Raw genomic sequence first — 24,212 nt, 5'->3', positions numbered from 1 at the left:
GGCTCAGCCCCGGCCTTCCTGCCGCAACGCCTCGGCAAATTGCCCGGCCCGCGCCTGCAACTGTTCGGACCGGTCGCGCAATTCGCCTGCCGCACTGTTGACAGCGCGGGCCGTGCGTTCGGACGATCCGATCACCCATTCCAACTGGCGGATCGCAGCGTCCGTATCGCTCATGCGCGCCTTGGTACCCATCACCGCGTCGCGGATTTCCCCAGCGACCAACGACTGATGGTCCAGCGCCGCGCGTGACGATCCGGTGACACGCGCAATCTCCCCCACCAGATCGCGCACCGCATGGACGCCCGATGCCGCGGTCTGCGCGGTATCCTGCATCATCCGCAGCACGGCGGTGATCGACGCGGTCGACTGGCTGGTCAGTTCAGCCATCTGGCGCACCTCATTGGCGACGATGGCAAAGCCCTTGCCGCTTTCACCGGCCCGCGCAGCCTCGATCCGGGCATTGAGCGCCAGCGTGTTAGTGCGCGCCGCAATCTCCGCGACCGACGATACCACCGCTTCCACCGCGATCGTGTTGGCGCTCAGGTCCGCCAGCCGCGCGACCAGATCGTCGATCGTCCGTTCCGCCCGCCGGGTGGAGGCCACCGCCGCGCTGACATTGCCGTCCAGGCTGACGGTTGCCTGGCTCAGCGCCTGATTGCCATCGACCACGATATCAATCGATTCGGTCGAATGTTGCGCGGAACTGGCGACGATCGCCGCCGCATCGCGCCCGGCTTCCGCCCCACGCTCCAGTTCGCCCGACTGGCTGTTGAGCGCCATGGCAATTTCCAGCATCGGTCGCAGCACGCTATCGAAATCCTGCTCGAACAGCGCCAGCGTCGCCAGCGACCGCGCCCGGCCCTCCTCCTTGCGCCGCTCCCGCTCCTCGTCCCGCTCCTCGGACACACGGACCACCGTCTGCTCCTGCTCGCGCAGCCGGGTCATCAGCGCCTGCGCCTCCCGCTCCGCCTGCATCGACAGGTCGGACGCGCGACGGCTCTGCTCCGCCTGCACCTGCGCTTCCGCCTGCTTTTCCAGCAACAACTGGTTCAGGCGCCGGGCGAGCAGATATTGCGCCAGCCCCACCAAAGTCGTGATAACCGCCAGCCCCAGTGCCAGCAGCCAGCCATTTTTCAGCATCGCCGTGCCGGGCCGGCGCGGGTTCCAGCTGATATAGCCGGTCACCGCCGGCTCGGAAAACAGGTCCAGTTGCGGGCCATCCACATCTTGGCCACCGGTTTCCCAGCGCAACCGGTCGATCGCCATGGACTGGCCGATCTCTTCGAGCAGGCGACCGGCAACGGGTTGCAGCCAGATCAGATAGCGTTTGGGGTCGCGCGCGTCCTTTATCTTTCCATCGGTCGGCCGGATACGCGCGACGCCCAGAAAATAGGGTTGTGCCTTGAACAGGATGTGGCTGACGATCGGCGTGTCGGTACGGTCCGCCGCGCGATATAAGGCCGGCAGGTCCGCTCCGCGAAAGGCCTGCAAGGGCGGCTCTTCACCCTGATCCCAATGGCTGTAGAGGACATGGCTGGCGGCATCGCTGATATAGATGCCCCGCATCGGCATGGTGAAGGATTTCCACACGCCCGGCCCGACATTGTCGTTGGTCCACACCGGATCGACCGTCCGCACCATATGGGCATAGAGTTCGTCCCACAGCGCATAGCCTTTCAGCCAGCTGCGGAAATTCTTCGCTTTCGCGTCGATGGCCGACTCCACCGCCTTGCTGGTATAGGCGATTTCGGTGCGGTCTTCCTCCCGCGCCTGATGGATGCCGAACAGCAGCAGCGATCCGATCAGCAGCAACGCCGCCAGCGCATAGCTGGTCAGGATCTTGGCCGGAAAGGACAGGTTAACCGGACGCCGACCCGAATGGACAATCTTGAAGTGCAACGGGCCGAACTCTCCACGGTTTCCCCATGCCCTAACGTAAGATCGTAAATAAGCCTTTAGTGCTCACGCATGAGCAAGACGAAATGCAGACGGGTTATATTAGCCCCGGCCGACAAAGGGCATGTTGGTCGCCATCAATGTCATGAACTGCACATTGGCCTCGGGCGGCAGTCCGTCCATATAGGCGACGGCTTCCCCCACTTGACCCACGTCCATGACCGGTTCGGGCTTCCGTTCGCCATTGGCCTGCGGCACGCCGGCCGACATGCGATCGCCCATGGCGCTGCTGGCATTGCCGATATCGATCTGGCTGCACGCAATGCCGAACGGACGGCCATCCAGCGATGCCGATTTGGTGAGGCCCGTCACGCCATGCTTGCTGGCGGTATAAGCGATCGAGTCCGGGCGCGGGCTATGTGCAGAAATGGAGCCATTATTGATGATGCGCCCGCCCTGCGGCACCTGCGCTTTCATCGCGCGGAACGCCGCCTGAAGGCACAGGAAGGCCCCGGTCAGGTTGGTGTCGATCACCCGGCGCCAGTCGCCTTCCGCCAGCGCGTCGATCGGCACGTCGACCACATTGACGCCGGCATTGTTGAACAGCAGGTCAATCCGGCCGAATGCCGCGACCGTCGCGTCGAACAAAGCGGTCACGCTGGCCGCATCGGTGACGTCGGTGGGGACCGCCAGATGATCCGCCCCCCCCAGCAGCGCCCGCGTTTCCGCCAGTCCCTCCGCGCGCCGCCCGGCCAGCGCCAGTCGATAGCCGCGCCGGTCGAGCGCGACCGCCACCGCCCGGCCAATGCCGCTGCCCGCGCCGGTGATGACAGCGACGCGCCCGGTCATTTCAGCGCACTCGGTAGCGGCGCCCCGGCCAGCAGCGCATCCACATTGGCCAGCACCAGATCGGCCATCGCCTTGCGCGTTTCGGCGGTGCCGCTGGCGATATGGGGCGCCAGCACCGACCGGTCGCTGGCGATGATCCCGGCGGGCACGACCGGTTCGTCGGCGAACACATCCAGCGCCGCGCCCGCGATCGTCCCGCGCTCCAGCGCCGCCACCAGCGCATCCTCATCCACCACGCTGCCGCGCGCGACATTGACCAGATAGCCTTCCGGCCCCAGCGCCTCCAGCACCGCGCCGTCGATCAGGCCGCGCGTCTCCTCCGTCGCGGCGCAGGCCAGCAGCAGCACATCGCTGTCCCGCGCCAGTGCATGCAGGTCAGGCTCGAACCGATAGGGCGCATCTTTGGGCATACGGCCATGATAGGCGATCGGCCCGAATGCCGCCAGCCGATCCGCCGTCGCCCGACCGATATGGCCCAGCCCGACGATGCCGAACCGCCGCCCCGTCACCTTGCGCTTCAGCGGAAAGCCTTCCTCCAGCCAGCGCCCGTCGCGCACGAAGCGGTCCGCCGCGGCAAGCCCACGCAGCAATCCGATGGTCAGGCCCACCGCCAGATCGGCGACGTCATCGGTCAGCACGCCGGGCGTCGTACTGACGGCCACGCCGCGCGCCTGTGCATAGGGCACATCGACCTTGTCGAACCCCACGCCATTGATGGCGATCAGCCCCAGCGACGGCAGCGCGTCGATCAGATCATTGGTGCAGCCCAGATGCCCGCCGGTCACGACGATATTGGCACTCTCGGCCTCCGTCGCCAGCCACGCGCGCTGCGCCGCCGCGTCCAGTTCGAACCAGCGCACCACCGGGCCACGTTCGGCCAGTTGCGCCTCCAGATAATCCGACAGCGGGCAAAGCTGCAACGCGACCCGTTTTTCCATGATCCCGTTTCCCCTTTAGATGACGGACAAGATGCCGCCATCGACGTAGATGGTCTGGCCGTTGACGAAATTGGATGCGGACGACGCGAGGAACACGGCCGCGCCGTGCAGTTCCTCCAGCCTGCCCCAGCGGCCCGCCGGCGTGCGCTGGCACAGCCATGCGTCGAACACCGGGTCTTCCACCAAAGCCTTGTTCAGCGGCGTATCGAAATAGCCCGGCCCGATTGCATTGACCTGCAACCCGTACCGCGCCCAGTCGGCGCACATGCCCTTGGTCAGGTTCTTCACCGCGCCCTTGCTGGCGGTGTAGGGGGCGATGCCGGGGCGGGCCAGTTCGCACTGGACGCTGCCGATATTGATGATCTTGCCATGGCCGCGCGCGATCATGTGCGGCGCCACCGCCTTGCTGACATAATAGACGCTGTCCAGATTGGTCGCCATCAGCTCGCGCCAGTCATCGTCATTGAAGCTGTCGAGCGGCGCGCGGCGCTGGATGCCGGCATTGTTGACCAGGATGTCGATCGCCCCGACCTCCGCCTCGACTGCCGCGATGCCGGCGTTGACCGACGGCTGATCGGTGACGTCGAACAGGCTGGTGGCCACCGCAATGCCCTGCACCGCCAGTTGCGCGGCCGCTTCATCCAGCGCCGCCTGACTGCGACCGTTCAGCACCACTCGGGCACCGGCCTGCCCCAGCGCCGTCGCGATCGAAAAGCCGATACCGCGCGCCGCGCCGGTGACGAGCGCCGTGCGCCCTTCAAGAGAAAAAAGGGACATGTGGGAAACCTCCATACTTGTCGTTGAGCCTAGAAAGTGACCGGTCACATTGCAATCGGCAATTTTCAATTTTTTATGGTTCATAACTCCATTGCGGCACGATGTGACAAATGATATCGGTCCCATCAAAGGAGAGACTCATGCTGGCTGCGATATGTCATGGGAAGAAGGATTTGCGGGTGGAATCCCGCGCGGAGCCGGCGCTGGCCGCCGATGAGGTCCGGGTCGGCGTTGCCTATGGCGGCATTTGCGGGTCGGACATGCACTATTATCATCGCGGCGCGGTGGGCGACTTTGCGGTGCGCGAACCGATGGCGCTGGGCCATGAAATTTCCGGCGTCGTGCTGGAGGTCGGATCGGCCGTCACCCATGTCGAACCGGGCATGAAGGCGGCGCTCGACCCCAGCCGCCCCTGCCTCACCTGCGACTATTGCCGCGCCGGCCGCATGAACCTGTGCACCGACATGGTCTTCCTAGGCAGCGCCGGCCGCTTCCCCCATGTGCAGGGCGGCTTTGCGCAAACGCTGATCCTGCGGGGCGACCAGATCATCCCGGTCCCGGCCGATGCCGACCTGCTCGCCTTGTCGGTCGCCGAGCCGCTGTCGATCGGCCTCCACGCGGTGAACCGCGCCGGTCCGCTGATGGGCAAGCGCGTCATCGTCACCGGTTCCGGCCCGATCGGTCTGCTGACCGCGCGCTGCGCGATCCATGCCGGTGCGATCGAAGTGGTCTGCACCGATGTCGAGGATGCCGCGCTCGCCGTCGCGCGCGACCGCATGGGCGCCACCCGCACCATCAACGTCGCCACCGATCCAGACGCGCTGGCCACCTATGCCAGCCCCGCCGGCCATTTCGACGTCGCATTCGAAGCATCCGGCGCGTCCTCCGCCCTGCTCTCGCTCTTCCCCATCGTCCGGCGCGGCGGCCGCATCGTGCAGGTCGGCATGCTGCCCCCCGGCACCGCCCCCATCCCGGTCAACCCGCTGCAATCGCGCGAGATCGAGTTCGTCGGCGCCTTCCGCGCCAACGGCGAGTTCCGCCTCGCCGTCGACCTGATCGTCAGCGGCGCGATCGACGTATCGCCGATCCTGTCGGGCACCTTCCCGCTCGAACAATCGGTCGACGCTTTCGAACAGGCCGGCGACCGCTCGCGCTTCGTCAAACTCCACATCGCCATCAACAAGGATATCCTGTGATCACACGCACCGCCATTTTCGAAGGCATAATCAAGCCGGGTTTCGAGGATCGCTTCCGCGAGGAGGTTCGCACCCGTCTCGCGCCGCTCTGGGGCCAGTTCCCCAATGGCAGCAACGTCCGCCTCTTCTTCGTGGATCAGGTCGATGAAGGCGCCCCGCCGATCGCGATGATCCAGCAGGTCGATTATCCTTCGCTCGCCGCACTGGACGAAGCGCTCGCCTCCCCCATCCGCACCCAGGCCCGCGCCCTGACGCTGGAATTGCTGGAGATGTTCGAGGGCCGTTTCTACCACGTCATCAGCGGCGGCAACGTTGTGGCCGCCGCCGCGTGACGCTGATATGCGACAAGCATCGCAGCCATCAGGAAAGCCCCGCCCATGAGCCGTCCCCCCCGCGAAACCGCCGCAGTTCCCGCTGAGCCGAAACCCGGCCGGCGCACGTCGCAACGCCCGACCATCCGCGACGTATCGCGGCTGGCCGGCGTGTCACGCATGACGGTATCGCGGGTGCTGAGCGATCCCGAACTGGTCCTGCCGACCACGCGGGACAAGGTGCTGAAGGCCGTCGCCGACCTGGGCTATGTCCCGGACAAGACCGCCGGCAGCCTGTCCAGCCGCCGCACCGGCTTCATCGCGCTGATGCTGCCGACGCTGACCAACGCCAACTTCGCGGCGGTCGCCCATGGCCTGACGGAGGCGCTGCGGGAGGCCAATTATCATCTGCTGATCGCCTATACCGATTATGACATGGCGGAGGAGGAACGGCAGCTCCTCAACCTGCTCGCCCGCCGGCCCGAAGCGATCGTGCTGACCGGCGCGATGCACCGGCGCAATGCGTCGCGCATGCTGATGGCCGCCGACGTGCCGGTGGTGGAGATTGCCGACCTGCCCAGCCAGCCGATCGAACATGCGATCGGCTTTTCCAACTATCAGGTCGGCCGCACCGCCGCCCGCTATCTGCTCGATCGCGGCTTCACCCGCATCGGCGCGCTGGCCGCCTCACCCGACGGCGAAGTCACCGACCATCGCGGCGAAGAGCGCATGCGCGGGTTCGAGGATGAACTGCGCCTCGCCCGCCTGCCCACCGATGCCGTTCTGCGCCATGGCAGCGCCCCGGTCAGCTTCCACCATGGCGCCACTGCCTTCCGGGCGCTGATCGAGGCACAGCCGGATATCGAGGCGATCTTCGCCGTGTCCGACCTCTCCGCCGTCGGCGCGGTGATGGAGGCGCAGCGCATGAACATCCGCATCCCCGAAGACATCTCCATCATGGGGTTCGGCGACTTCGAAATCGGGCGGGAGATCAATCCGGCCCTTACCACCATCCATGTCGACTTCCGCGCGCTGGGGCTTCGCACCGGCAAGATGCTGGTCGACATGCTCGCCAGCGATGCCACCCCGGCCCCGTCCGTCGTCGACGTGGGCCTGCGCATCGTGGAGCGGGCCTCTATCAAGGACAGATAAGATGCAGATTGCGGTCATCGGCGTGGGTGTCATGGGGTCGGCAATCGCCGGCCGGTTGTTGGACAGCGAGATCACCCTCCACCTCTATGACCGCGATCCTGCGCAAATGGCTGCGCTCGTCGCGCGCGGCGCCATCGCCGCCGCCAGCGCGCGCGAAGCCGCCGCCAGCGCGGTCCATGTCATCATCAGCCTTAACAGCGCCGCCATCGTCGAGCAGGCCGTCTTCGGCCCCGACGGCGTGGCGCAAGCCGCAGATGCCAGCAAACTCCTCATCGACATGTCCAGCATCGACGCCGGCCGCACGGCCATGCTGGCGCAGCGTCTGCGCGAGGACACCGGCATGGGCTGGGTCGATGCGCCCCTGTCTGGTGGCGCGCGCGCCGCCGCGCAGGGCAAGCTGACGCTGATGGTCGGCGGCACGGCGGAGGATTTCACCCGCGCCCGCACCGTGCTGGATCATCTCTCCACCAACATCACCCTGTTCGGCCCGCCCGGCGCGGGCCAGACGGTGAAGCTCATCAACCAGATTCTCTGCGCCAACTATTTCATGGCTGTCGCCGAAGCGGTCCGCTTTGCCGAAGCGCATGGCGTGGACGCCACGCTGATCCCCGCCGCCCTTGCCGGCGGCCGCGCCGACAGCCGCATCCTTCAGGAATATATGGCGAAAATGGCCCGGCGCGATTATTCGCCGACAGGCCGGATCGACAATATGCTGAAGGATCTGGAAACGGTGCAAGCCTCCGCGCTGGCCACCCGCACGCCGCTGCCCGTCACCTCGCTGATCGCCGACCTGCATCGCATGGCCGTCGCCGGTGGCCTCGGCCCGGCGGACAGCGCCGCCTATATGCGCCTGTTCGACATGGACGGGGAGCAGCCGGCATGACCCGCGCCATCGTGGTGATGGGCGTGGCGGGCTGCGGCAAGTCCACCCTCGGGCGGGCGCTCGCCCACAGTCTGGAGTGGTCCTTCGTGGAGGGCGACCAGTGCCATCCGCCCGAAAATGTCGCCCGCATGACCGCTGGCATTCCGCTGGACGACGCCGCGCGCCAGCCCTTCCTGCGCAATGTCGCCACCGCGCTGACCGCGTCGCACAATGGCGCCGTCGCCTCCTGCTCCGCGCTGAAACGCGACTATCGCGACCTGATCCGCCGGCAGGTAGGCGATGTGCTCTTCGTCCTGCCCCATCTGTCCCGCGCCGATCTGGAACAGCGCATGTCCCAGCGGCCCGGCCATTTCATGCCGACCAGCCTGCTCGACAGCCAGCTTGCCACGCTGGAACCGCCCGACCCGGACGAGCGGGCATTGGTCATCGACGGCAATCTGCCCGTCGCCGATCAGGTCCGCCAGATCGAGGCCGCGCTGCAACATTCATAAAGGGGCTGCCGTCGCCAGCCCGCAAGATAAGAGGATGACCATGGCCCTGATGCCCCAGCCGGACATCACCCCTGACACAGCCGACCAGCGCTCATGGCCGAACCCGCGCCGGGCGTGGACCGTGGCGCTTTTGCTGTCGCTCGCCTCGATCGCATCGCAGTTCGACCGGGTCGTCCTCAACCTGACCGTCGAACCGGTGAAGGCGGAATTTGGCCTCGACGACACCAGCTTCGCGCTGTTGCAGGGGGTGGCCTTCGGCATCTTCTACACGCTGGGCGCGGTGCCGCTCGGCCGCCTGGCCGACCGCTATGAGCGGCGCATCGTGCTGGGCATCAGCCTCTTTTTCTTCAGCCTCGCCTCCATGGCGTCGGGCCTGTCCCGCAACTTCTCGCAACTCTTCCTCTCGCGCGTCGCGGTCGGCTGCGGCGAGGCCAGCGTCACGCCCAGCGGCCTCTCGCTGCTGAGCGACCTGTTCCCGCCCGAAAAACTCGGCCGCGCCGTCAGCGTCTTTTTCCTGAGCGCCCCCTTCGGCATCGGCCTGGCCTTCATGGCCGGGGGCAAGCTGCTCCAATGGCTCACCGAACGCTGGCACGGCTCTGGCCTGCCCTTTGGCCTGGAACCCTGGCAGGCCGCCTTCCTGATCGTCGGCGCACCCGGCCTGCTGCTCGCGCCCCTGCTGCTTTTCATGAAGGAGCCGGAACGGCGCGGCCCAGGTGGCGCGGCCCCGCTCAGCATCGCCGAAGTGCTGGGCGTCATCCGCGCCCGCCGCCGCGCGCTCATCCTGATGTTCGCCGGCTTCTCGATGGTGACGGTGGTGAACTTCGCCTATAATGTCTGGACGCCCGCGCTGTTCGCCCGCGTCTATGGCTGGACCCCGGCGCAGGTCGGCATCGGCTTCGGCCTCATCATGATGATCTGCGGCACGGGCGGCACCTATTTCGCCGGCTGGCTGAGCGACCGGCTGACCCGCGCCGGCCATGTCGACGCCCATCTGCGCGTCGCCGCCTTCGGCTTCCTCGCCTGCGGCATCTTCGGCACGCTCGCCCCATTGATGCCCAACGCCTGGGCCGCACTGGCGCTGATCGCGCCGGCCATGTTCCTCAGTTGCATGCCCGTCCCCTGCGCCGGGACAGCGCTGCAACTCATCCTCCCCAACCGCGCGCGGGGGCAGGTGACGGCGCTCTACATCATGGTGATCTCGCTGGTGGGTATCGGCATCGGCCCGGTGGTGATCGGCTTCATGACCGACCATCTCTTCACCGCCCCCACCGACATCCGCTATTCCCTCGCCATCGTCGTCGGCTGCGCCGCCCCGATCATGTGCGTGCTGCTGCTGCTGGCGTTGAAGCCGTACCGGGCGCTAAGGCTGGCGGGACTGGAGGGATAGGTCAGATATCTTCCCCCCTCCCTGAAAGGGAGGGGCCGGGGGTGGGTAGGCACGCGAAGCGTGCCTTGATACCATCGCCCTCATGCGCCGCGTTCCAGAACATATGACCGCCAATGCCCGCGCCCTGCGGAATGGCCAGACCGACGCGGAACGGCTGGTATGGAAACAACTGTCTCGCTATCGGCCACGCTTTACCCGACAGCTTGTCGTCGGCCCCTATATATTGGACATGGCTTGCAGGACAGCAAAGCTAGCGCTGGAGTTTGATGGCTCCCAGCATGGCGATGCCCAAGCCTATGATGCGCACCGCACGGCTTTTCTGGAAGAAGGCGGCTGGACAGTTCTGCGATTCTGGAACAGCGATGTGTTTGAGAATCTGGACGGTGTGCTGTCTGCGATATTGGACAAGACCGCCGAATGCCTCGGCGGAACCCACCCCCAACCCCTCCCTTTCAGGGAGGGGAGAAGAAGAGCCAACTAACGGCTAATCCTGTCCTATTCCCACCCCATCTGCTATCCCTCACCCCGCTCTTTCACAACGTCCGCTCGCCCACCCCCCACGACATAAAATGTCCAACACTTATTCGAAAATGTCGCATTCAGCGGGAAATGTGCGAAGTTAGGCGCCGACGTTCCTACAACAGGCACAAAAAAAGCCCGGTCGCGTGCAGTCGACCGGGCTTCGAGGGGAGAGGATCTACGCCTTAAAGGCGGTCGTCGATCGAGGAGCGGACGAAGCCTTCGGGGAAGCTCTCCACCTGATTGCCGACGATCGTATATTCCTTGGCGCGGCCCGAGAAACGGCCTTCCAGTTCCATATAGCTTTGCGGATCGAACAAAGGCGTGGCGCTCATGCCCATGATGCCGGTCGCATCGACCTTCTCGCAGGTATAGTCGCAACCCTGCTGGGCGAAATTCCGGATGCCATGTTCCAGCATCCCGTCCATCGCGGCTTTCAGCGTATAGTGCATCGTCATCATGTTGAAGCCGAGCGGATGGATCTGGTCCACCGTCACCGCGGGCTTGCCGTTGATGTTGCGCACGTCGGGGAACATCTTCCACCCCGGCACCCGCGCCGACACATATTGCGCATGTTCCAGCGTGCCGATCTTGACCACGGTGGTCATCTTCGCGCCCAGTTCATGCGCCAGCCGCATCCGTTCGCAGCCTTCGTCCATCTGTGTTTCCGGGTCGGCATTGGTCCGGGCGATCAGGAAGCAGTTGGTGCCCTCCAGCGCCGCGAGCGCCGCCCGCACCTTTTCCAGATAGCGTTCGCGCGGCAGCAGGCCGGTGGATTCCTCCATATCGTCGGCATCCTCCAGCTGAAGCGCGGTCGCGCCCGCCATCGCCATGCGCCGGGCGCTGCGATAGACGGCCAGCGGCCCGCCAAAGCCATCCTCGATATCGGCGGCCAGCGGAATGGGCGATGTCTGGCTGATGCGGCTGGTGATCCATTCCACATCGGTCAGGTTGCTGAAACCATAGTCGATCACGCCGTTCATCGCGATCGACACTTCGCCGCCCGACAGCATCATCGCTTCGAATCCGACCATCTCCACCGCCCGCGCCGACGCACAGTCATAGACGCAGGGGGCGACGATGCACTTGTCGCTGGTTTCGAGCAGTTGTTGCAGAGACTTTTTTGCCATGTGCTTGCCAATTTCCCTTGTTGAAACACTTACATGCGGATGCGGGCGCCGACCTTGAAGTAGCGACCGATCGGATCGAAATAGACCTGGTTCGTACCACCCTGCGCGCTGGCGGCGAGCGGCGGATCCTTGTCCAGCAGGTTGTTGACCACGCCGAACAGCTCGAATTGGTCGTTCACCTTCACCGTCGCGCCAAGATCGAGATAGAAGCGGCCGGCGACACGGTTGCTGTTCACGCTGTTGGACTTGTCGGCGGAATAGCCGTCATCCTCCGGGCCGATCAGGGTGGTGTCGAAAACCCCCTTGGGGATATATTTGCCGTGCAGGTTCAGCGCCACGCTGCCCAGATCCCACAGCACTGTGCCGTCCACGATCCAGTCGGGAACGCCCGTCGTGGTGCCGGGGCGATAGCCGGTCTGGCCGGTGCGATCGATGCCGCCAATTTCCAGCTTCAGATAATGGGTGGCGAGCAAGCGGAAGTCGAGGCTGCCCAGCTTGCCGACATCGGTGCGATAGCTGGCCTCGATATCGATGCCGCGATTGCGCACCTGGCTGACATTCTGGAGCACGTCACGGACGCTGGTAAGCGCGCCGGACGAATCCCGCTGGACATAGTCGCACAGCGCCGTCTGCCCCTCGTTGCAACGATCCACCACTACCTGCGCGCCCAGCGTCGAGATCGCGCCTTGCAGGTCGATGTCATAATAATCGACCGAGAAGCGGAAGTTGCGCAGGAAACCCTTGGGCGCCAGCACCACGCCGGCCGTCCAGGTATCCGCCTTTTCCGGCGACAATTGCTGGTTGGCGCCCGAATAGCTGTCCACCTGAACCTGCTGGCCCTTATTGACCGGATCGACGATCGTCGTGCGGCCCAGCGTCACCGGACCGAATAATTCGGTCAGATTGGGCGCGCGAATGTCACGCGACCGGGTGACGCGGAAACGCACCTCCTCGACCGGTGCATAGACGCCGCCCAGCTTCCAGGTGGTCGCATTGACGCTGGTGGTATCCAGGCCGGGGCTGGAGCGGCGATAATGGGTGCGACGGACCGCGCCATTAAACTCCAGCGTCTGGGCGAAGGGCACGTCCTTCAAGACCGGCGCCAGCGCCTCGACATAGGCTTCGGCCACACGGATGCTGCCATTCACCGCCTTGCCATTGAACGACCAGAAGGCGTTGGCGGTCGATAGCGCATCGGCCGTGCCGACCGCCTTGTCGCTGCGATATTCGCCGCCTGCCGCGATCGAGAAATCGCCGCCCGGCAGCGCGAACAACGCGCCGTTGATGTTGGCGGCGATGACATGTTCGGTCGTGTCGGTGGTCTGATATCCCGCCGGTGCGATATAGGCGGCGGCAGCCTGCGAGATATTGCCGGAACCGAACAGGTTGATCGGCGCGCAACTGGCATCGTCATTGGCGGTGCTGGCGTCGGCATTGATGCCGCACACCACCTGCCCGTTCACATTGACCGCATTGGCGGCATTGGTGACGCGGGAGGCGACGACATTGCCGGTATAATCCTGCCGGAATTCGTTGCGGCCATATTGATAATAGGCGTCCCAGCGCCAGTTGTCGCTGATCTTGCCTTCCAGCGACAGCACCGCGCGATAGGTCTGGTTGTCGCTATGATTGACCGATCCCCCCAGATCCATCAGCGCGCGGCCAAGGCTGAACGACATGATATTGTTCGCATCCATGATCGCGGCCACGCCATCGGGCAGATAGGCGTTATTGCGCTGGATCGTCTGCGTCGTGCGAGCGACCGATCCGATCACCATGCCCTTCGACCGGGCATAGGACAGGTCGACGCTGGCCTTCAGCGCATCCGAAAATTCATAGGAGGCCTGGCTATAGGTCACGAAGCGCTTCACCGGCGGGATCAGCAATATGCCATCCAGAAAACCGTTGCGCACAGATTCCTCACCACCCTGGGTGAACAACGGCGATGGATTGGTGCCATAAATGGTGCCGAAATCATAAGCATGCGTCGTGCCATCGGGATTGAACGCCAGCCCGCGCAACGGCCCCGAATTGGCGACGATCAGGCCGCCCGACGAGATATTGCCGGTGCCGGCCGGACCGCCACGGATGCTAGCGGGCAGGCCACCGGCGCCCGCCGGTGTATTGCCGATCAGCTGTTCGCGCGGGCACCAGCTGCGGGTGTAGCAATCGCCCATCCCGTCCGACTTGTCATATTCGCCCGCGATCATGAAATGTCCGCGATCGTCGGCGAATTTCGTGCCCCAGGCAAGCTGGGCGTTCTGCTGCCCATAATCGCCCCGGCTGGAAATGCCGGCCTGGATCGAACCTTTGAGGCCCGTCAGGTCGCGGTCGAGAATGAAGTTGACGACGCCCGCCACCGCGTCCGAGCCATAGGCCGCCGACGCGCCGCCGGTCACGACTTCAGTGCGCGACACCAGCGAACTGGGGATCAGGTTGACGTCGATCGTCCCCTGCGTGGTCGACGGCACGAAACGCTTGCCGTCCAGCAGCACCAGCGTCCGGGTCGCGCCCAACCCGCGCAGGTCGAGCACGCGCGCGCCGATATTACCACCAACCGCCTGCTGCGTCGCCGGCGTCACCAGCGGACGGAAGGACGGCAGTTCGTTGAGCGCGTCGCCGACATTAGTGATCGCACGCTGGGCCAGCCGCTCCTCGCCCACCACTGTGACGGGTGTGGGCGCATTGAAGCCGGACCGGGCGATGCGCGATCCGGTGACGACGATATCGGCCGCCGCCACATCATCTGCCTCCGCCTGTTGCGGGGCCGGCTGCGACGCAGCCTCCTGCGCCATGGCCGGCACGACCAGCGCGCACAGTGCCGCGCCGCCGCCCATCAGCCCAACTTTGAAGCGATTCACCCAAATGCGACGCATCAATTCATCCTCCCAACACTGCCGGATCTGCCATCCGCTTGCTCGTGATATCGGTCACATTAACGAACATGCGGGAACAAGGCAATCCCCTTACAGGCAGGAAATGACATAGGCTTTAACCCTGATAATTTCGCGATTATCCAAGATTTTTGGCTTTTTGCCGTTTGATTTCGAAAATGGGCGAGCGAAAAATCCATCGGCGCGAATCACAGACTTGGCCATGAAACGACGATTTGATATCGGTCCCATGAAATGCCCATGAGCAGAAGGAAGAGGATCATATGGATATTCGCGCCGCCATCGTCGAAGCATCGGATCGCCCGATGGTCATCCGCCCCCTGACCATCGACGCCCCCCGCGCCGGTGAATTGCTGGTCCGCCTGGTCGCCACCGGCGTCTGCCATACCGATGCGACCATGTGGCAACAGGGCGTCCCCGTACCCCAGCCGGTGGTGCTGGGTCATGAAGGCACCGGCATCGTCGAACAGGTGGGCGAAGGCGTGACCGACATCCAGCCGGGCGATCCGGTTGTGATGAGCTATAATAGCTGCGGCACCTGTCCAACTTGCTGTTCGGATGATAGCAGCTATTGCCACGACTTCTTTCCGCGCAACTTCTTCGGCACCCGGCCTGACGGCAGCAGCGCGCTGAAAGCGGAAGATGGCTCTCCGGTCTTCGCCAATATCTTCGGCCAGTCCTCCTTCGCGACCCATGCCATCTGCCATGCGCGTAATGCGGTGGTTGTACCCCGCGACCTCGACCTGCGGATCGCAGGGCCGCTGGGCTGCGGCATATTGACCGGCGCCGGCGCGGTGCTGAACGCGCTGAAAGTCCAGCCGGGCCAGAGCGTCGTCGTGCTGGGCGCCGGATCGGTCGGCCTGTCCGCGATCATGGCAGCGAAGGTCGCCGGCGCGAGCGCCATTATCGCAATAGACCTCAATCCGGACCGGCTCGCACTCGCCGCCGAACTGGGCGCGACGCTGACCATCAATGGCCGTACTGGCGATCCAGTCGCCCGCGTACTGGAAACCGTTCCAGCCGGCGTGGACTATGCCATAGACTGCACCGGCCTGCCTGCCGTTATCCAGCAGGGCATCGCCATGCTGGGCGTGCGCGGCACCTGCGGCATCGTCGGCGCAGCGGCACCCGGCACGCTGTTCCAGGCCGATGTCTCGCACGTCATGAGCGGTGGTCGCACGATCCGCGGCATCGTGGAGGGAGACGCCGATCCCAAAAGCTTCATCCCCCATCTGGTGGCGCTGCATCAGGCTGGTCAATTCCCCTTCGACCGGCTGATCCGCTTCTATCCGTTCGAGGCCATCAACGACGCCTTTCATGACTCCGAGAGCGGCGCCGCGATCAAGCCGGTGCTGCTATTCGACTGACCTATCGGGCGGCCTGTCCGATGAAGCACTCACCTCATCGCACGGGCCGCTTTCCGCTACGAAAATCCCATGACCCTTAGACCATGGTCGAACTTCGCTCCAAGGCGGACCGGCCGGTAAGAGTTCGTTAGCTGCAAAATCATCCAAGGGTTCCAGTGCCTCATAGCAAGGACTGAACCCATGGCCCGTACATTGATTACCGCTCTAATCGCCGCTGCGGCCGTCGGCACGCCGGCAGTCGCTGCACAGGGACCGTTGCAGGTCGCCTCCAAGATCTTCGTGGAACAACGCGCCCTCGACAAGGCGGGCGCCGTCAGCACCTCGCTGGCGCCGGCCACCCGCGCCGTGCCCGGCGATCATGTCCTCTTCGTGCTCGCCTATCGCAACACCGGCGCGCAGCCGCTGTCCGACATCGTGCTCGACAATCCCGTCCCCGGCGCGATCACCTATCGCGCGCCCGGCGCCGGATCGACCGCGCCGCTCCTGTCGGTCGACGGCAAGACCTATGGCACGCTCGCCCAGTTGCGCGTGCCGACGGCCGGCGGCGGCAGCCGCGTGGCCACATCCAATGATGTTCGCCATATTCGCTGGCGCATCGCGACCGTCCCTGCCGGAGGACAGGGTCAGCTCGCCTTCAAGGCTGTCCTCAAGTGATCGCTCCCCCGGGCGCTCGCGCGCATGACCCTCAAGCAACAGGAACCCATAAAATGATGTCTCGCTCTCTGCGGCTGATGCTGCTGGGCGGCGCCGCCATGGTTGCGACCGGCACGGCGCATGCCCAATCCGGATCGACGGCCACCGCCGCCGGCACGGAAGTCTCGAACACCGCCACCGTCACCTATACCGTCAACGGCGCTTCGCAGACCACCACGTCCAACACCGCCAAGTTCGTGGTCGACCGCAAGGTCGATTTCACCGTCATCACCGACCAGACCGGCGCCACCCAGGTCAATCTGAGCCAGCAGGCGGCCGTCACCAAGTTCAAGGTGACCAACCATACCAACGGTATCCAGGATTTCTGGCTCGATCCCGATCAGACCACCCTGTCCGTCGGCATCCTGACCGGCACCGACGATTTCGACATCTCCTCAATGAAGGTGTTCGTCGATAGCAATGGCAATGGCGTCTATGATGCGGATGTCGATACCCAGACCTATATCGACGAACTGGCGCCAGAGGCATCGGTCGCGGTGTTCATCGTCGGCAACATTCCCTCGACCGTCGGCATCCATGAAGCGCAGGTTTCGCTGCATGTCATCGCGGCGGCCGGCGGCGCATCGGGTACGAAGGGCGCGATCCTGATCCCGACCGACCTCAGCCTCGGTAACGCCGACAATGTCGTCGATATCGTGTTCGCCGACGATGATAGCGACGGCCTGCTCAATCTGGGTGACGCCGCCCGCAACGGCCAGGGTCGCGCTTATGCCTCCTATGTCATCGGTACCCAGAATGTCGCGCTGACCGTCACTAAGTCCGCGCTCGTCCTGTCGGATGGCGTCAACGTCGCCAATCCCAAGGCGCTGCCGGGCGCGACAGTGCAATATTGCCTGCTCGTCCATAATGGCACGGCGCTGACCGGCGCCAGCGGCGTGGCATTGACCGATATCGTGCCGACAAACACGACCTATGTGCCGGGCTCGATCAGCGTCGGCCTGCCGGGCGGTACCTGCGTCCTTCTGGGCACGACCGAGGATGACGATGCCGACGATGCGGCCGAAACCGATGGCTATACCGCCAATTATAATGCCGGGACCAAGACCGTGACCGCCAATGTCGGCACCGTCGCGGGCCTCGCCTCGGTGGCTGTCGCCTTCAAAGTGACGATCAACTAACCTCCCCCACAGCAAAGGAAAAACCCACGTCGTGCGCCTTGACCCGCGCGCGCCGATAGGAAACCTATGCCCAAAATCCGCGCTTCTGCCAGCCTGACGGCTGCCCTTATGGGCCTTGTCGCCGCGACCCCGGTCGTGGCGCAGGGACAGACGCGCGTGTCCAATACCGCGACGCTGACCTGGCAGGCCCCCACCGGCCCGGTCAGCGTCGATTCCAATACCGTAATTTTCGACGTCGAATCGCGCGGCAAGCGCCCGACCCGGTTGAGCTTTCGTCTGCTCCCCGTCGGTTACAGCCTGCAAGGCATGCGATGCGACACATCGCCCGCCATCAATTTCACCCCCGCCCCGATCGACGCTGCCGACTTTGCGCGCGCACCGGTGGCCGAATCCATCGACACCCATGTCCCACTGATTCTGGTGCTGGACAATCCGGGCGGCAATCATGATCCCAATATGCGCGAAACCGCGCGGATCAATGTGCATACCCAATATCTGACCAGCACGATCCCGTTGCTGGAAACCGGCCCCGATACCGGCGTGTTCGCCGGCGGCGTACCACAGGGCAATGACGGCTCCGCTTCCCCTTGCGACCCGACGCTCGATCGCGGTGCGGAACTGATGCTCAGCTTCACCGAGGATGAGTATAGCTATGGATCGACCACCTCGATCCTGATCGACCCGACCGGCTACGTGTTCGATTCGCAGACAGGCGCACTGATCGACGGCGCAACCGTGACCCTGCTTGACGATAGCGACCGCCCTGCCAGCGTCTTTGGCGACGATGGCGTCAGCGCCTATCCCGCCACCGTCGTCAGCGGCGGCAGCGCGACCGACGCCAGCGGCCGAACCTATAAATTCCCCCAGGGCAATTACCGTTTCCCGCTGACGGCACCGGGTCGCTACCATCTGCGCATCACCCCGCCTGCCCATTATGTGGCCCCATCGACCCGTAGCCGGGCCGAACTGGAAGCGCTGCGCGACCCCAAAAACCATCCTTTTATGCTGAACGAGGCGTCTTTCGGCGGCATATTCACGCTGAAAGACCCCGAACCCTTCATCGCCGACATCCCGCTTGACCGGATCGGCGATACGCATCTGCTGCTGACCAAAACCGCGTCGGTGCGGGAGGCATCGCCGGGCGATTTCATTCAATATCTCGTTCGGGTCGACAATCGTTCGGACAGCGACGCAAGCGGCATCCACCTGACCGACATCCTGCCGCCCGGCCTGCGCTACGAGCGTGGATCGACCCGTGGCGCAGAAGAACCGATCGTCGCAACCGATGGCCGCACGCTGGACTTCAGCGTCCCTACCTTGCCCGCCGGCAAGACGGCGGAGGTGCGCTATGTCGTGTCCGTCGCGCCAGGCGCACCGCGTGGCGAAGCGCTCAATCGCGTGCTCGCCTCCGGCTCGGCCGGCGCGACCAGTAACGAAGCTGCCGCTTCCGTGCGCATCGGCGCGCTGCTCTTCACTGACGGCTTCACCGTCGTCGGTCGCGTGACCGAAGGCGATTGCAACAGCCCCGCCAGCGGTCGCAAGGGCGTGGCTGGCATCCGTATCCTGATGGAAGATGGCAGCTATGTCGTCACCGACAAGGATGGCCTCTATCATTTCGAGGGCGTGCGCAACGGCCGCCATGTCGTCCAACTCGACAGCGCCAGCCTGCCCGCCAGCCATGCGCCGTCGCTGTGCGATGCCGACACCCGTCAGGCGGGCAGCGCCATCTCCCGCTTCGTCGAAAGCGATGGCGGCCTGCTGAAGCGCGTGGATTTCCAGCTGCGCCTGACCGGTATCGCTGCCGCCAGCATGGCCGACGCCCTGCCGGTCGCGCCTGACGCGGGTGAAGCTGCGGGCAACCGCGAATGGTTGACCGGGCAGGATGCCGGCATCGCCCTGCTTTTCCCGGCACAGGGTTATAATCCCCGCTCGCCCTCCACGCGCGTCGTCGTCCAGCATCATGCCGGGCAGAAGGTTGCGCTGCGCCTGAACGGCACGCTGGTCGATGCGCTGGCCTATGACACGACCGACACGGATGGCGACATCGCCATCGCCAAATGGTCGGGCATCGGCCTGGAACCCGGCGACAATGCGCTGGAAGCCACGGTGATGAACGAAAACGGGACCGTCGCGCAGACGCTGCATGGCACCGTCCATTATTCCGGCCCGGCCGCCAATGCGGTGCTGGTTCCCGAAGCCGGCAAGCTGGCCGCCGACGGCCTGACCAGCCCGATCCTGGCCTTCCGCCTGACCGACCGGACTGGTCGCCCGGTGCGCGACGGCACCACCGTTCCCGTGACCATCGACCAGCCCTACAGCATCGCGGTCGATGCAACCGTCGCGGGCGCCCGCCCCGGCGATCGGATCGGCCGCAACAGCGGTACCGCGCTGGTGATCGGCGACGAGGGCATCGCCTATCTGGCGCTGCAACCCACGACGCAGGCCGGCGCGCTGCGCGCCACCGTGACCCTGACCGACGACCGGCAGCAGCGCGTGATCGAACTGCGCAGCCGCCTGACTGCCGTCGCGCGCGACTGGACCGTGGTGGGCTTCGGGTCGGGCACGATCGGTTACGACACGCTGCGCAAGCGGTCCGCCCGCCTGCCAGCCTCCAGCCACAACAGCCTGATCACCGACGGGCAGTTGGCGCTCTATGCCAAGGGCCGGATCAAGGGCAGCTGGCTGATGACCATCGCCTATGACAGCGACCGCCAATATGACCGGTCGCGCGGCTTGCTGGGTCAGATCGACCCGGACCGCTATTACACCGTTTATGGCGACGCCACCCGTCAGGGTCAGGATGCGCCCACCGCCCGCAAACTCTATTTGCGGCTGGAGCGGCAGGATTTCAGCGCCCTGTTCGGCGATTTCGAAACCGGCATGACCCAGACGCAGCTGACCCGCTACAGCCGCACGCTGAACGGCATGAAGGCCGATTTTGCCAATGATCGCCTCAGCTTCAGCGCCTTTGCCGCCAACAGCGACGACCTGCATGCTCGCGACGAGATTCAGGGCAATGGCCTGACCGGCCCCTATCGCCTGTCGGGTCGCGACATCGTGCCCAACAGCGACAAGCTGAGCATCGAGGTCCGCGACCGCCTGCGCCCCGAGCGCATCCTGTCCTCGACGCCAATGACCCGCCATATCGACTATGATATCGACGCCACCATCGGCACGATCCGCTTCCGCGAGCCGGTGCTGGGCCGCGATGCCGCCAACAACCCGGTCTTCATCGTCGTCGATTATGAAACCTATGGCAAAGGCAAGAAGCTGACCGCCGGCGGCCGCGCCGCGATCAAATTCGCCAAGGGCAAAGCCGAAGTCGGCGTTTCGGCGATCAAGGACAATAGCCATGGCAACGGCCTGCTGCTCGGCGCGGACCTGAGCGCCCGTGTCACCGACACGACCCAGTTGCGCGCCGAAGTCGCCGCCGGCAGCCGCGATGGCCTGTCCGACGGCCGTGCCTATCTGGCGGAGGTCGAACATCACAGCAAGGGCGCCGATGTTCTGGCCTATGCCCGCCAGCAGGACGATGCCTTTGGCCTTGGGCAGCAGAATCTGGTGGAGGCCGGCACCCGCCGCGTCGGTTTCGACGGCCGGGTGCAGATCGCCGACAAATGGGCCGCCACCGCTTCGGCCTGGTATCAGGACCAGCTGATCGGCGCGGGCAGCCGTGTCGCTGGCGAAGCGCGCATCGAATATCGCCGCGAGAGTGGCACGCTGTTCGCCGGCACCCAGTTCGCGATGGATCGCGGCATCGACGGCAAGGACCGCGACAGCCGCCTGTTCACGCTGGGTGGCACGCAGGCGATGCTGGGCGGCAAGCTGACCCTGACCGGCCAGACCCAGTTCGCACCGGGCGGCGACAAGGACAGTGTCGACTTCCCCGCCCGCCAGCAACTGATCGCCGCCTGGCGCGTCAAGCCCGGCATCCGCCTGATCGGCGGTTACGAGATTGCGCAGGGTGCCGACTTCACCGCCCACACCGCGCAGATCGGCTTCGACGTCCAGCCGTGGAAGGGTGGCAAGGTCACCACCGCCATCAACAACCAGACGTCGGGCGAAAATGGCGGCCGCCTGTTCGCCAATTACGGCCTGATCCAGTCGCTGCCGATAAGCGAACGCTGGACCATCGACGCGACCTTCGACGCCAGCACCACGGTGCGCGGCAAGATCCCCGCCGGCGGCGTGGTCCAGCCCTTCCAGACCAGCGGCTCCGGCAGCGTCAGCGGCGGCGCGCTGAGCGGCCTCTATGGCAATGACGGCGATTATGCGGCGGTGACGCTGGGCGCCAATTATCGCGCCGACCTCTGGTCGTGGAATGGCCGGGTGGAATATCGCAAGTCGGATCAGAACAGCCGCTTCAACATCACCAGCAATGTCGTCCGCGCCCTAGGTGAGGGCAAGACGCTGGCCGGCACCGTTCGCTACTCCACGCTGGGCCGGACCAGTGGCGCACAGGCCAAAAGCCTGACCACATCGGTCGCGCTCGCCTGGCGCCCGCTCGACAGCCACTGGTCGCTGTTGGAGCGCTTCGAATTGCGCAAGGAAAGCGCGGATTCGGGTATCACCGGCGGCAATGTGCTGGGCGTGCCGGCGGGCAGTGGCGTTGGCCAACGCACGCTGCGCCTTATCAACAACTTCGCCGTCAATTATCGCACTGGGCCGGAAGGCGCCCGCCACGCTGTCGAGGCGACCGTCTATTATGGCGCCAAATGGGTGCGCGGCAGCTATGGCGCGGACGATTATGCCGGCTATATCGACGTCACCGGTTTCGACCTGCGCATGGATATGGGCAAGCGGTTCGATGTCGGCGTGCAGGGGTCGGTGCAACATGCCTGGAGCCGGGGCGCCTTCGCCTTCAGCGGTGGACCGTCGGCCGGGGTGTCGCCTGCGCCGAACGTGTGGATCAGCGCCGGCTACAACATCGCCGGCTATCGCGACCGCGATTTCGAGGATGATCGCTATACGCGTCGCGGCCCCTATGTGACGATGCGCATGAAATTCGATCGCGGCACCGTCGCCGGGCTGCTTGGAAAGGGACGCTGATGCGCACGCGCGCCCTCCTCCTCTCCGCCTTGCTGGTCATGCTCCCTACGGCAGCACTGGCCGATCCGATCACAGCCACCAAATCGGTAGCCATGGTGTCCGACCCGATGGGCAATCTGATCCCCCGCGCCATTCCCGGCGCGGTGCTGGATTATACGGCCACCCTCGCCAACCCCCTCGCCAATGCCGGCAAGACGGTGCGCGGCATCGCGTTCGAGGACCAGTTGCCCGCCAACGTCATCCTGCGCGTCAGCGATCTGGGCGCCAGCGGCAGCGGGCCAGTGATCTTCACAAATGGCGCGATCGTGCTGGGCATTGGCGACAGCGGCCTGACCTACAGCTTCGGCGGCTTGTCCAGCACAAGCGATGGAATCGAATTTTTCAACGGCACCAGTTGGACCTACATCCCGGTGCCCGACGCCGACGGCTACGACGCCAATGTCCGCGCCATCCGCATCAAACCCGTGACCAATTTCAAGGCGGGCGGATCCTTCACGGTCCGCTTCCGCGTCAAGCTGCGCTGAAACAGGAGTAACCCATGCCGCACGGACTGGAACAGGCATCGCCGACACCGATCCTGACGATATTGCCGGACCTGACCGACGATCTGCCGTTCAATCCGATGGAGCGGCGGCAGGACTGGCGCGCAGCCACCGTCTTTACCATCGGCAAGATCAGCTTTGCGGGCCGCAGCCTGCCCTGCATGGTGCGCGACCTGTCCGACGGCGGCATGCGGATCCAGATGCCCTTCCCGCCAGCGCCCGGCACGCGCATACTGATCGAGATGCGCGGCCTCGAACCCCGGCTCGCTCGCATCTGCTGGACCTCCGGCCATGAGGCCGGGCTGATGTTCGACCTGCGTTGCAGCCCCGCAGACATTTTCGCCGCGCGCAGCAACAAGGCAGGCCGGATCGCACGCCAGCCCCGCTTCGCCTTCCGCCGCGATGCGTCGCTGATTGTCGATGATATACCCGTGCCCGCGCGGATCGAAAATATCTCGGTAGGCGGCGTTCGGCTGGCCGTGCCGACCCTGTTGGAACGTGGCAAGCCGGGGGTACTCGACCTGATGCTGGGCGATCGGCAGGGCATGGCCGGCGAAATCTGCTGGGTGCAGGAGGACAGTTGCGGTTTCCGTTTCATCCAGCCGGTGAGCAGCGTGGCCTTGGCCAACATGCTGGACACACCCGATCTGATCTGACCGGCCTATTCCCCCTGACGCAGCCAGCCGTCGATCGCCACCAACGCGATCCGGCTGTCGCGCAACGCAATGTCGATATCGCCGCCACTCTGATCCACCGCTTGCCAACTGGCGCTCGCATCGACAAACCCCAATGTACCCGCCAACCCGGCAATCCGGTGCGCATTGGCGGTATCCGGCTGGTCGATTGCCTGATGCAATTCCGCCTCCAATCCCTGCACCACTGGCAAAAGAGCGGCGCGCCCGAAGAGGGCAGCCATCCGCGTCAGCGCTTTCGCAGCAAAAGGCGTATCTTCATCCTGCATGATTTCAACAAGTCCCGCCGGTCAAAATATCCAACCCC

21 protein-coding genes are annotated in these 24,212 nt (G+C 65.0%); 13 read left to right on the top strand and 8 right to left on the bottom strand.

Annotated elements, in window-relative coordinates; all coding sequences use genetic code 11:
- Positions 1 to 3 precede the first annotated feature (3 nt).
- From RQH62_RS11970 to RQH62_RS11955, 4 genes are all read right to left on the bottom strand, one after another.
- Positions 4 to 1,899, bottom strand: a complete 1,896-nt coding sequence (locus RQH62_RS11970; RefSeq protein ID WP_311268982.1) for a methyl-accepting chemotaxis protein — start codon at positions 1,897 to 1,899, stop codon at positions 4 to 6.
- A gap of 99 nt (positions 1,900 to 1,998) precedes the next feature.
- The gene (locus tag RQH62_RS11965) at positions 1,999 to 2,745 is read right to left on the bottom strand and encodes an SDR family oxidoreductase (RefSeq protein ID WP_311268981.1); all 747 of its coding nucleotides are present in this window, start codon (positions 2,743 to 2,745) and stop codon (positions 1,999 to 2,001) included.
- Positions 2,742 to 3,683: a 2-hydroxyacid dehydrogenase gene (locus RQH62_RS11960; RefSeq protein ID WP_311268980.1), complete on the bottom strand. Its 942-nt coding sequence runs from the start codon at positions 3,681 to 3,683 to the stop codon at positions 2,742 to 2,744. Before RQH62_RS11960 ends, RQH62_RS11965 begins: the two co-directional genes overlap by 4 nt.
- Before the next feature lie 15 nt (positions 3,684 to 3,698).
- On the bottom strand, positions 3,699 to 4,460 hold the full coding sequence (locus tag RQH62_RS11955; RefSeq protein WP_311268979.1) for an SDR family oxidoreductase: 762 nt from the start codon (positions 4,458 to 4,460) through the stop codon (positions 3,699 to 3,701).
- Between the two features lie 140 nt (positions 4,461 to 4,600).
- On the opposite strand from RQH62_RS11955, the gene RQH62_RS11950 reads away from it, so the two are divergent.
- The 7 genes from RQH62_RS11950 (at position 4,601) to RQH62_RS11920 (ending at position 10,361) form a co-directional block, all read left to right on the top strand.
- A complete protein-coding gene (locus tag RQH62_RS11950) occupies positions 4,601 to 5,656 on the top strand; it encodes an L-idonate 5-dehydrogenase (protein WP_311268978.1) in 1,056 nt (351 codons plus the stop codon).
- Entirely contained in the window at positions 5,653 to 5,988 is a 336-nt protein-coding gene (locus RQH62_RS11945) for a hypothetical protein (RefSeq protein ID WP_311268977.1), read from the top strand. Before RQH62_RS11950 ends, RQH62_RS11945 begins: the two co-directional genes overlap by 4 nt.
- Positions 5,989 to 6,033: 45 nt before the next feature.
- Entirely contained in the window at positions 6,034 to 7,119 is a 1,086-nt protein-coding gene (locus RQH62_RS11940) for a LacI family DNA-binding transcriptional regulator (protein WP_311268976.1), read from the top strand.
- A 1-nt stretch (position 7,120) separates the two neighbouring features.
- Positions 7,121 to 8,002, top strand: coding sequence for an NAD(P)-dependent oxidoreductase (locus tag RQH62_RS11935; RefSeq protein WP_311268975.1), 882 nt, complete (start codon positions 7,121 to 7,123; stop codon positions 8,000 to 8,002).
- Positions 7,999 to 8,493: a gluconokinase gene (locus RQH62_RS11930; protein ID WP_311268974.1), complete on the top strand. Its 495-nt coding sequence runs from the start codon at positions 7,999 to 8,001 to the stop codon at positions 8,491 to 8,493. The genes RQH62_RS11935 and RQH62_RS11930 overlap by 4 nt, the downstream gene beginning before the upstream one ends.
- A gap of 34 nt (positions 8,494 to 8,527) precedes the next feature.
- Positions 8,528 to 9,880 (top strand): MFS transporter, encoded by a 1,353-nt coding sequence (locus RQH62_RS11925; RefSeq protein WP_311268973.1) that lies wholly within the window; start codon positions 8,528 to 8,530, stop codon positions 9,878 to 9,880.
- A gap of 82 nt (positions 9,881 to 9,962) precedes the next feature.
- Positions 9,963 to 10,361 carry a DUF559 domain-containing protein gene (locus RQH62_RS11920; protein ID WP_311268972.1) on the top strand — a complete coding sequence of 133 codons (399 nt, stop codon included), beginning with the start codon at positions 9,963 to 9,965 and terminating at the stop codon, positions 10,359 to 10,361.
- A gap of 223 nt (positions 10,362 to 10,584) precedes the next feature.
- Here RQH62_RS11920 and RQH62_RS11915 read toward each other — a convergent pair whose 3' ends face one another.
- The 3 genes from RQH62_RS11915 to RQH62_RS11905 all read right to left on the bottom strand — a co-directional run bounded on the left by RQH62_RS11915 (position 10,585) and on the right by RQH62_RS11905 (position 14,627).
- Positions 10,585 to 11,529 carry an oxaloacetate decarboxylase gene (locus RQH62_RS11915; protein WP_120251673.1) on the bottom strand — a complete coding sequence of 315 codons (945 nt, stop codon included), beginning with the start codon at positions 11,527 to 11,529 and terminating at the stop codon, positions 10,585 to 10,587.
- 29 nt (positions 11,530 to 11,558) lie between these two features.
- On the bottom strand, positions 11,559 to 14,405 hold the full coding sequence (locus tag RQH62_RS11910; RefSeq protein ID WP_311268971.1) for a TonB-dependent receptor: 2,847 nt from the start codon (positions 14,403 to 14,405) through the stop codon (positions 11,559 to 11,561).
- A gap of 90 nt (positions 14,406 to 14,495) precedes the next feature.
- The gene (locus RQH62_RS11905; RefSeq protein ID WP_311268970.1) at positions 14,496 to 14,627 is read right to left on the bottom strand and encodes a hypothetical protein; all 132 of its coding nucleotides are present in this window, start codon (positions 14,625 to 14,627) and stop codon (positions 14,496 to 14,498) included.
- Positions 14,628 to 14,686: 59 nt separating this feature from the next.
- On the opposite strand from RQH62_RS11905, the gene RQH62_RS11900 reads away from it, so the two are divergent.
- The 6 genes from RQH62_RS11900 (at position 14,687) to RQH62_RS11875 (ending at position 23,869) form a co-directional block, all read left to right on the top strand.
- A complete protein-coding gene (locus RQH62_RS11900) occupies positions 14,687 to 15,790 on the top strand; it encodes an NAD(P)-dependent alcohol dehydrogenase (protein ID WP_311268969.1) in 1,104 nt (367 codons plus the stop codon).
- 180 nt (positions 15,791 to 15,970) lie between these two features.
- Entirely contained in the window at positions 15,971 to 16,444 is a 474-nt protein-coding gene (locus RQH62_RS11895; protein ID WP_311268968.1) for a hypothetical protein, read from the top strand.
- A gap of 53 nt (positions 16,445 to 16,497) precedes the next feature.
- Positions 16,498 to 17,622, top strand: coding sequence for a hypothetical protein (locus RQH62_RS11890; RefSeq protein ID WP_311268967.1), 1,125 nt, complete (start codon positions 16,498 to 16,500; stop codon positions 17,620 to 17,622).
- 66 nt (positions 17,623 to 17,688) lie between these two features.
- Positions 17,689 to 22,671: a hypothetical protein gene (locus tag RQH62_RS11885; protein ID WP_311268966.1), complete on the top strand. Its 4,983-nt coding sequence runs from the start codon at positions 17,689 to 17,691 to the stop codon at positions 22,669 to 22,671.
- Positions 22,671 to 23,195, top strand: coding sequence for a hypothetical protein (locus RQH62_RS11880; RefSeq protein WP_311268965.1), 525 nt, complete (start codon positions 22,671 to 22,673; stop codon positions 23,193 to 23,195). Before RQH62_RS11885 ends, RQH62_RS11880 begins: the two co-directional genes overlap by 1 nt.
- A gap of 14 nt (positions 23,196 to 23,209) precedes the next feature.
- Positions 23,210 to 23,869: a PilZ domain-containing protein gene (locus RQH62_RS11875; protein ID WP_311268964.1), complete on the top strand. Its 660-nt coding sequence runs from the start codon at positions 23,210 to 23,212 to the stop codon at positions 23,867 to 23,869.
- Positions 23,870 to 23,874: 5 nt separating this feature from the next.
- Here the strand turns inward: RQH62_RS11875 and RQH62_RS11870 are convergent, their stop codons facing one another.
- On the bottom strand, positions 23,875 to 24,174 hold the full coding sequence (locus RQH62_RS11870) for a hypothetical protein (RefSeq protein WP_311268963.1): 300 nt from the start codon (positions 24,172 to 24,174) through the stop codon (positions 23,875 to 23,877).
- Positions 24,175 to 24,212: the final 38 nt, after the last annotated feature.

The organism is Sphingobium sp. WCS2017Hpa-17 (assembly GCF_031843765.1).
In the GTDB taxonomy this organism is placed as follows: Bacteria; Pseudomonadota; Alphaproteobacteria; order Sphingomonadales; family Sphingomonadaceae; genus Sphingobium.
The sequence above is the reverse complement of the archived record's forward strand: the minus strand, read 5'-3'. Positions and strand labels throughout refer to the sequence as shown.

What these genes read in the sequence shown, in the direction of transcription:
- RQH62_RS11950 (WP_311268978.1), top strand. Translation starts at nt 4,601, where the DNA reads ATGCTGGCTGCGATATGTCATGGGAAGAAGGATTTGCGGGTGGAATCC.
- RQH62_RS11925 (WP_311268973.1), top strand. Translation starts at nt 8,528, where the DNA reads ATGACCATGGCCCTGATGCCCCAGCCGGACATCACCCCTGACACAGCC.
- RQH62_RS11910 (WP_311268971.1), bottom strand. Translation starts at nt 14,405, where the DNA reads ATGCGTCGCATTTGGGTGAATCGCTTCAAAGTTGGGCTGATGGGCGGC.
- RQH62_RS11930 (WP_311268974.1), top strand. Translation starts at nt 7,999, where the DNA reads ATGACCCGCGCCATCGTGGTGATGGGCGTGGCGGGCTGCGGCAAGTCC.
- RQH62_RS11900 (WP_311268969.1), top strand. Translation starts at nt 14,687, where the DNA reads ATGGATATTCGCGCCGCCATCGTCGAAGCATCGGATCGCCCGATGGTC.
- RQH62_RS11895 (WP_311268968.1), top strand. Translation starts at nt 15,971, where the DNA reads ATGGCCCGTACATTGATTACCGCTCTAATCGCCGCTGCGGCCGTCGGC.
- RQH62_RS11905 (WP_311268970.1), bottom strand. Translation starts at nt 14,627, where the DNA reads ATGGCCAAGTCTGTGATTCGCGCCGATGGATTTTTCGCTCGCCCATTT.
- RQH62_RS11870 (WP_311268963.1), bottom strand. Translation starts at nt 24,174, where the DNA reads ATGCAGGATGAAGATACGCCTTTTGCTGCGAAAGCGCTGACGCGGATG.
- RQH62_RS11885 (WP_311268966.1), top strand. Translation starts at nt 17,689, where the DNA reads ATGCCCAAAATCCGCGCTTCTGCCAGCCTGACGGCTGCCCTTATGGGC.
- RQH62_RS11875 (WP_311268964.1), top strand. Translation starts at nt 23,210, where the DNA reads ATGCCGCACGGACTGGAACAGGCATCGCCGACACCGATCCTGACGATA.
- RQH62_RS11940 (WP_311268976.1), top strand. Translation starts at nt 6,034, where the DNA reads ATGAGCCGTCCCCCCCGCGAAACCGCCGCAGTTCCCGCTGAGCCGAAA.
- RQH62_RS11920 (WP_311268972.1), top strand. Translation starts at nt 9,963, where the DNA reads ATGCGCCGCGTTCCAGAACATATGACCGCCAATGCCCGCGCCCTGCGG.
- RQH62_RS11955 (WP_311268979.1), bottom strand. Translation starts at nt 4,460, where the DNA reads ATGTCCCTTTTTTCTCTTGAAGGGCGCACGGCGCTCGTCACCGGCGCG.
- RQH62_RS11935 (WP_311268975.1), top strand. Translation starts at nt 7,121, where the DNA reads ATGCAGATTGCGGTCATCGGCGTGGGTGTCATGGGGTCGGCAATCGCC.
- RQH62_RS11880 (WP_311268965.1), top strand. Translation starts at nt 22,671, where the DNA reads ATGCGCACGCGCGCCCTCCTCCTCTCCGCCTTGCTGGTCATGCTCCCT.
- RQH62_RS11965 (WP_311268981.1), bottom strand. Translation starts at nt 2,745, where the DNA reads ATGACCGGGCGCGTCGCTGTCATCACCGGCGCGGGCAGCGGCATTGGC.
- RQH62_RS11960 (WP_311268980.1), bottom strand. Translation starts at nt 3,683, where the DNA reads ATGGAAAAACGGGTCGCGTTGCAGCTTTGCCCGCTGTCGGATTATCTG.
- RQH62_RS11890 (WP_311268967.1), top strand. Translation starts at nt 16,498, where the DNA reads ATGATGTCTCGCTCTCTGCGGCTGATGCTGCTGGGCGGCGCCGCCATG.
- RQH62_RS11915 (WP_120251673.1), bottom strand. Translation starts at nt 11,529, where the DNA reads ATGGCAAAAAAGTCTCTGCAACAACTGCTCGAAACCAGCGACAAGTGC.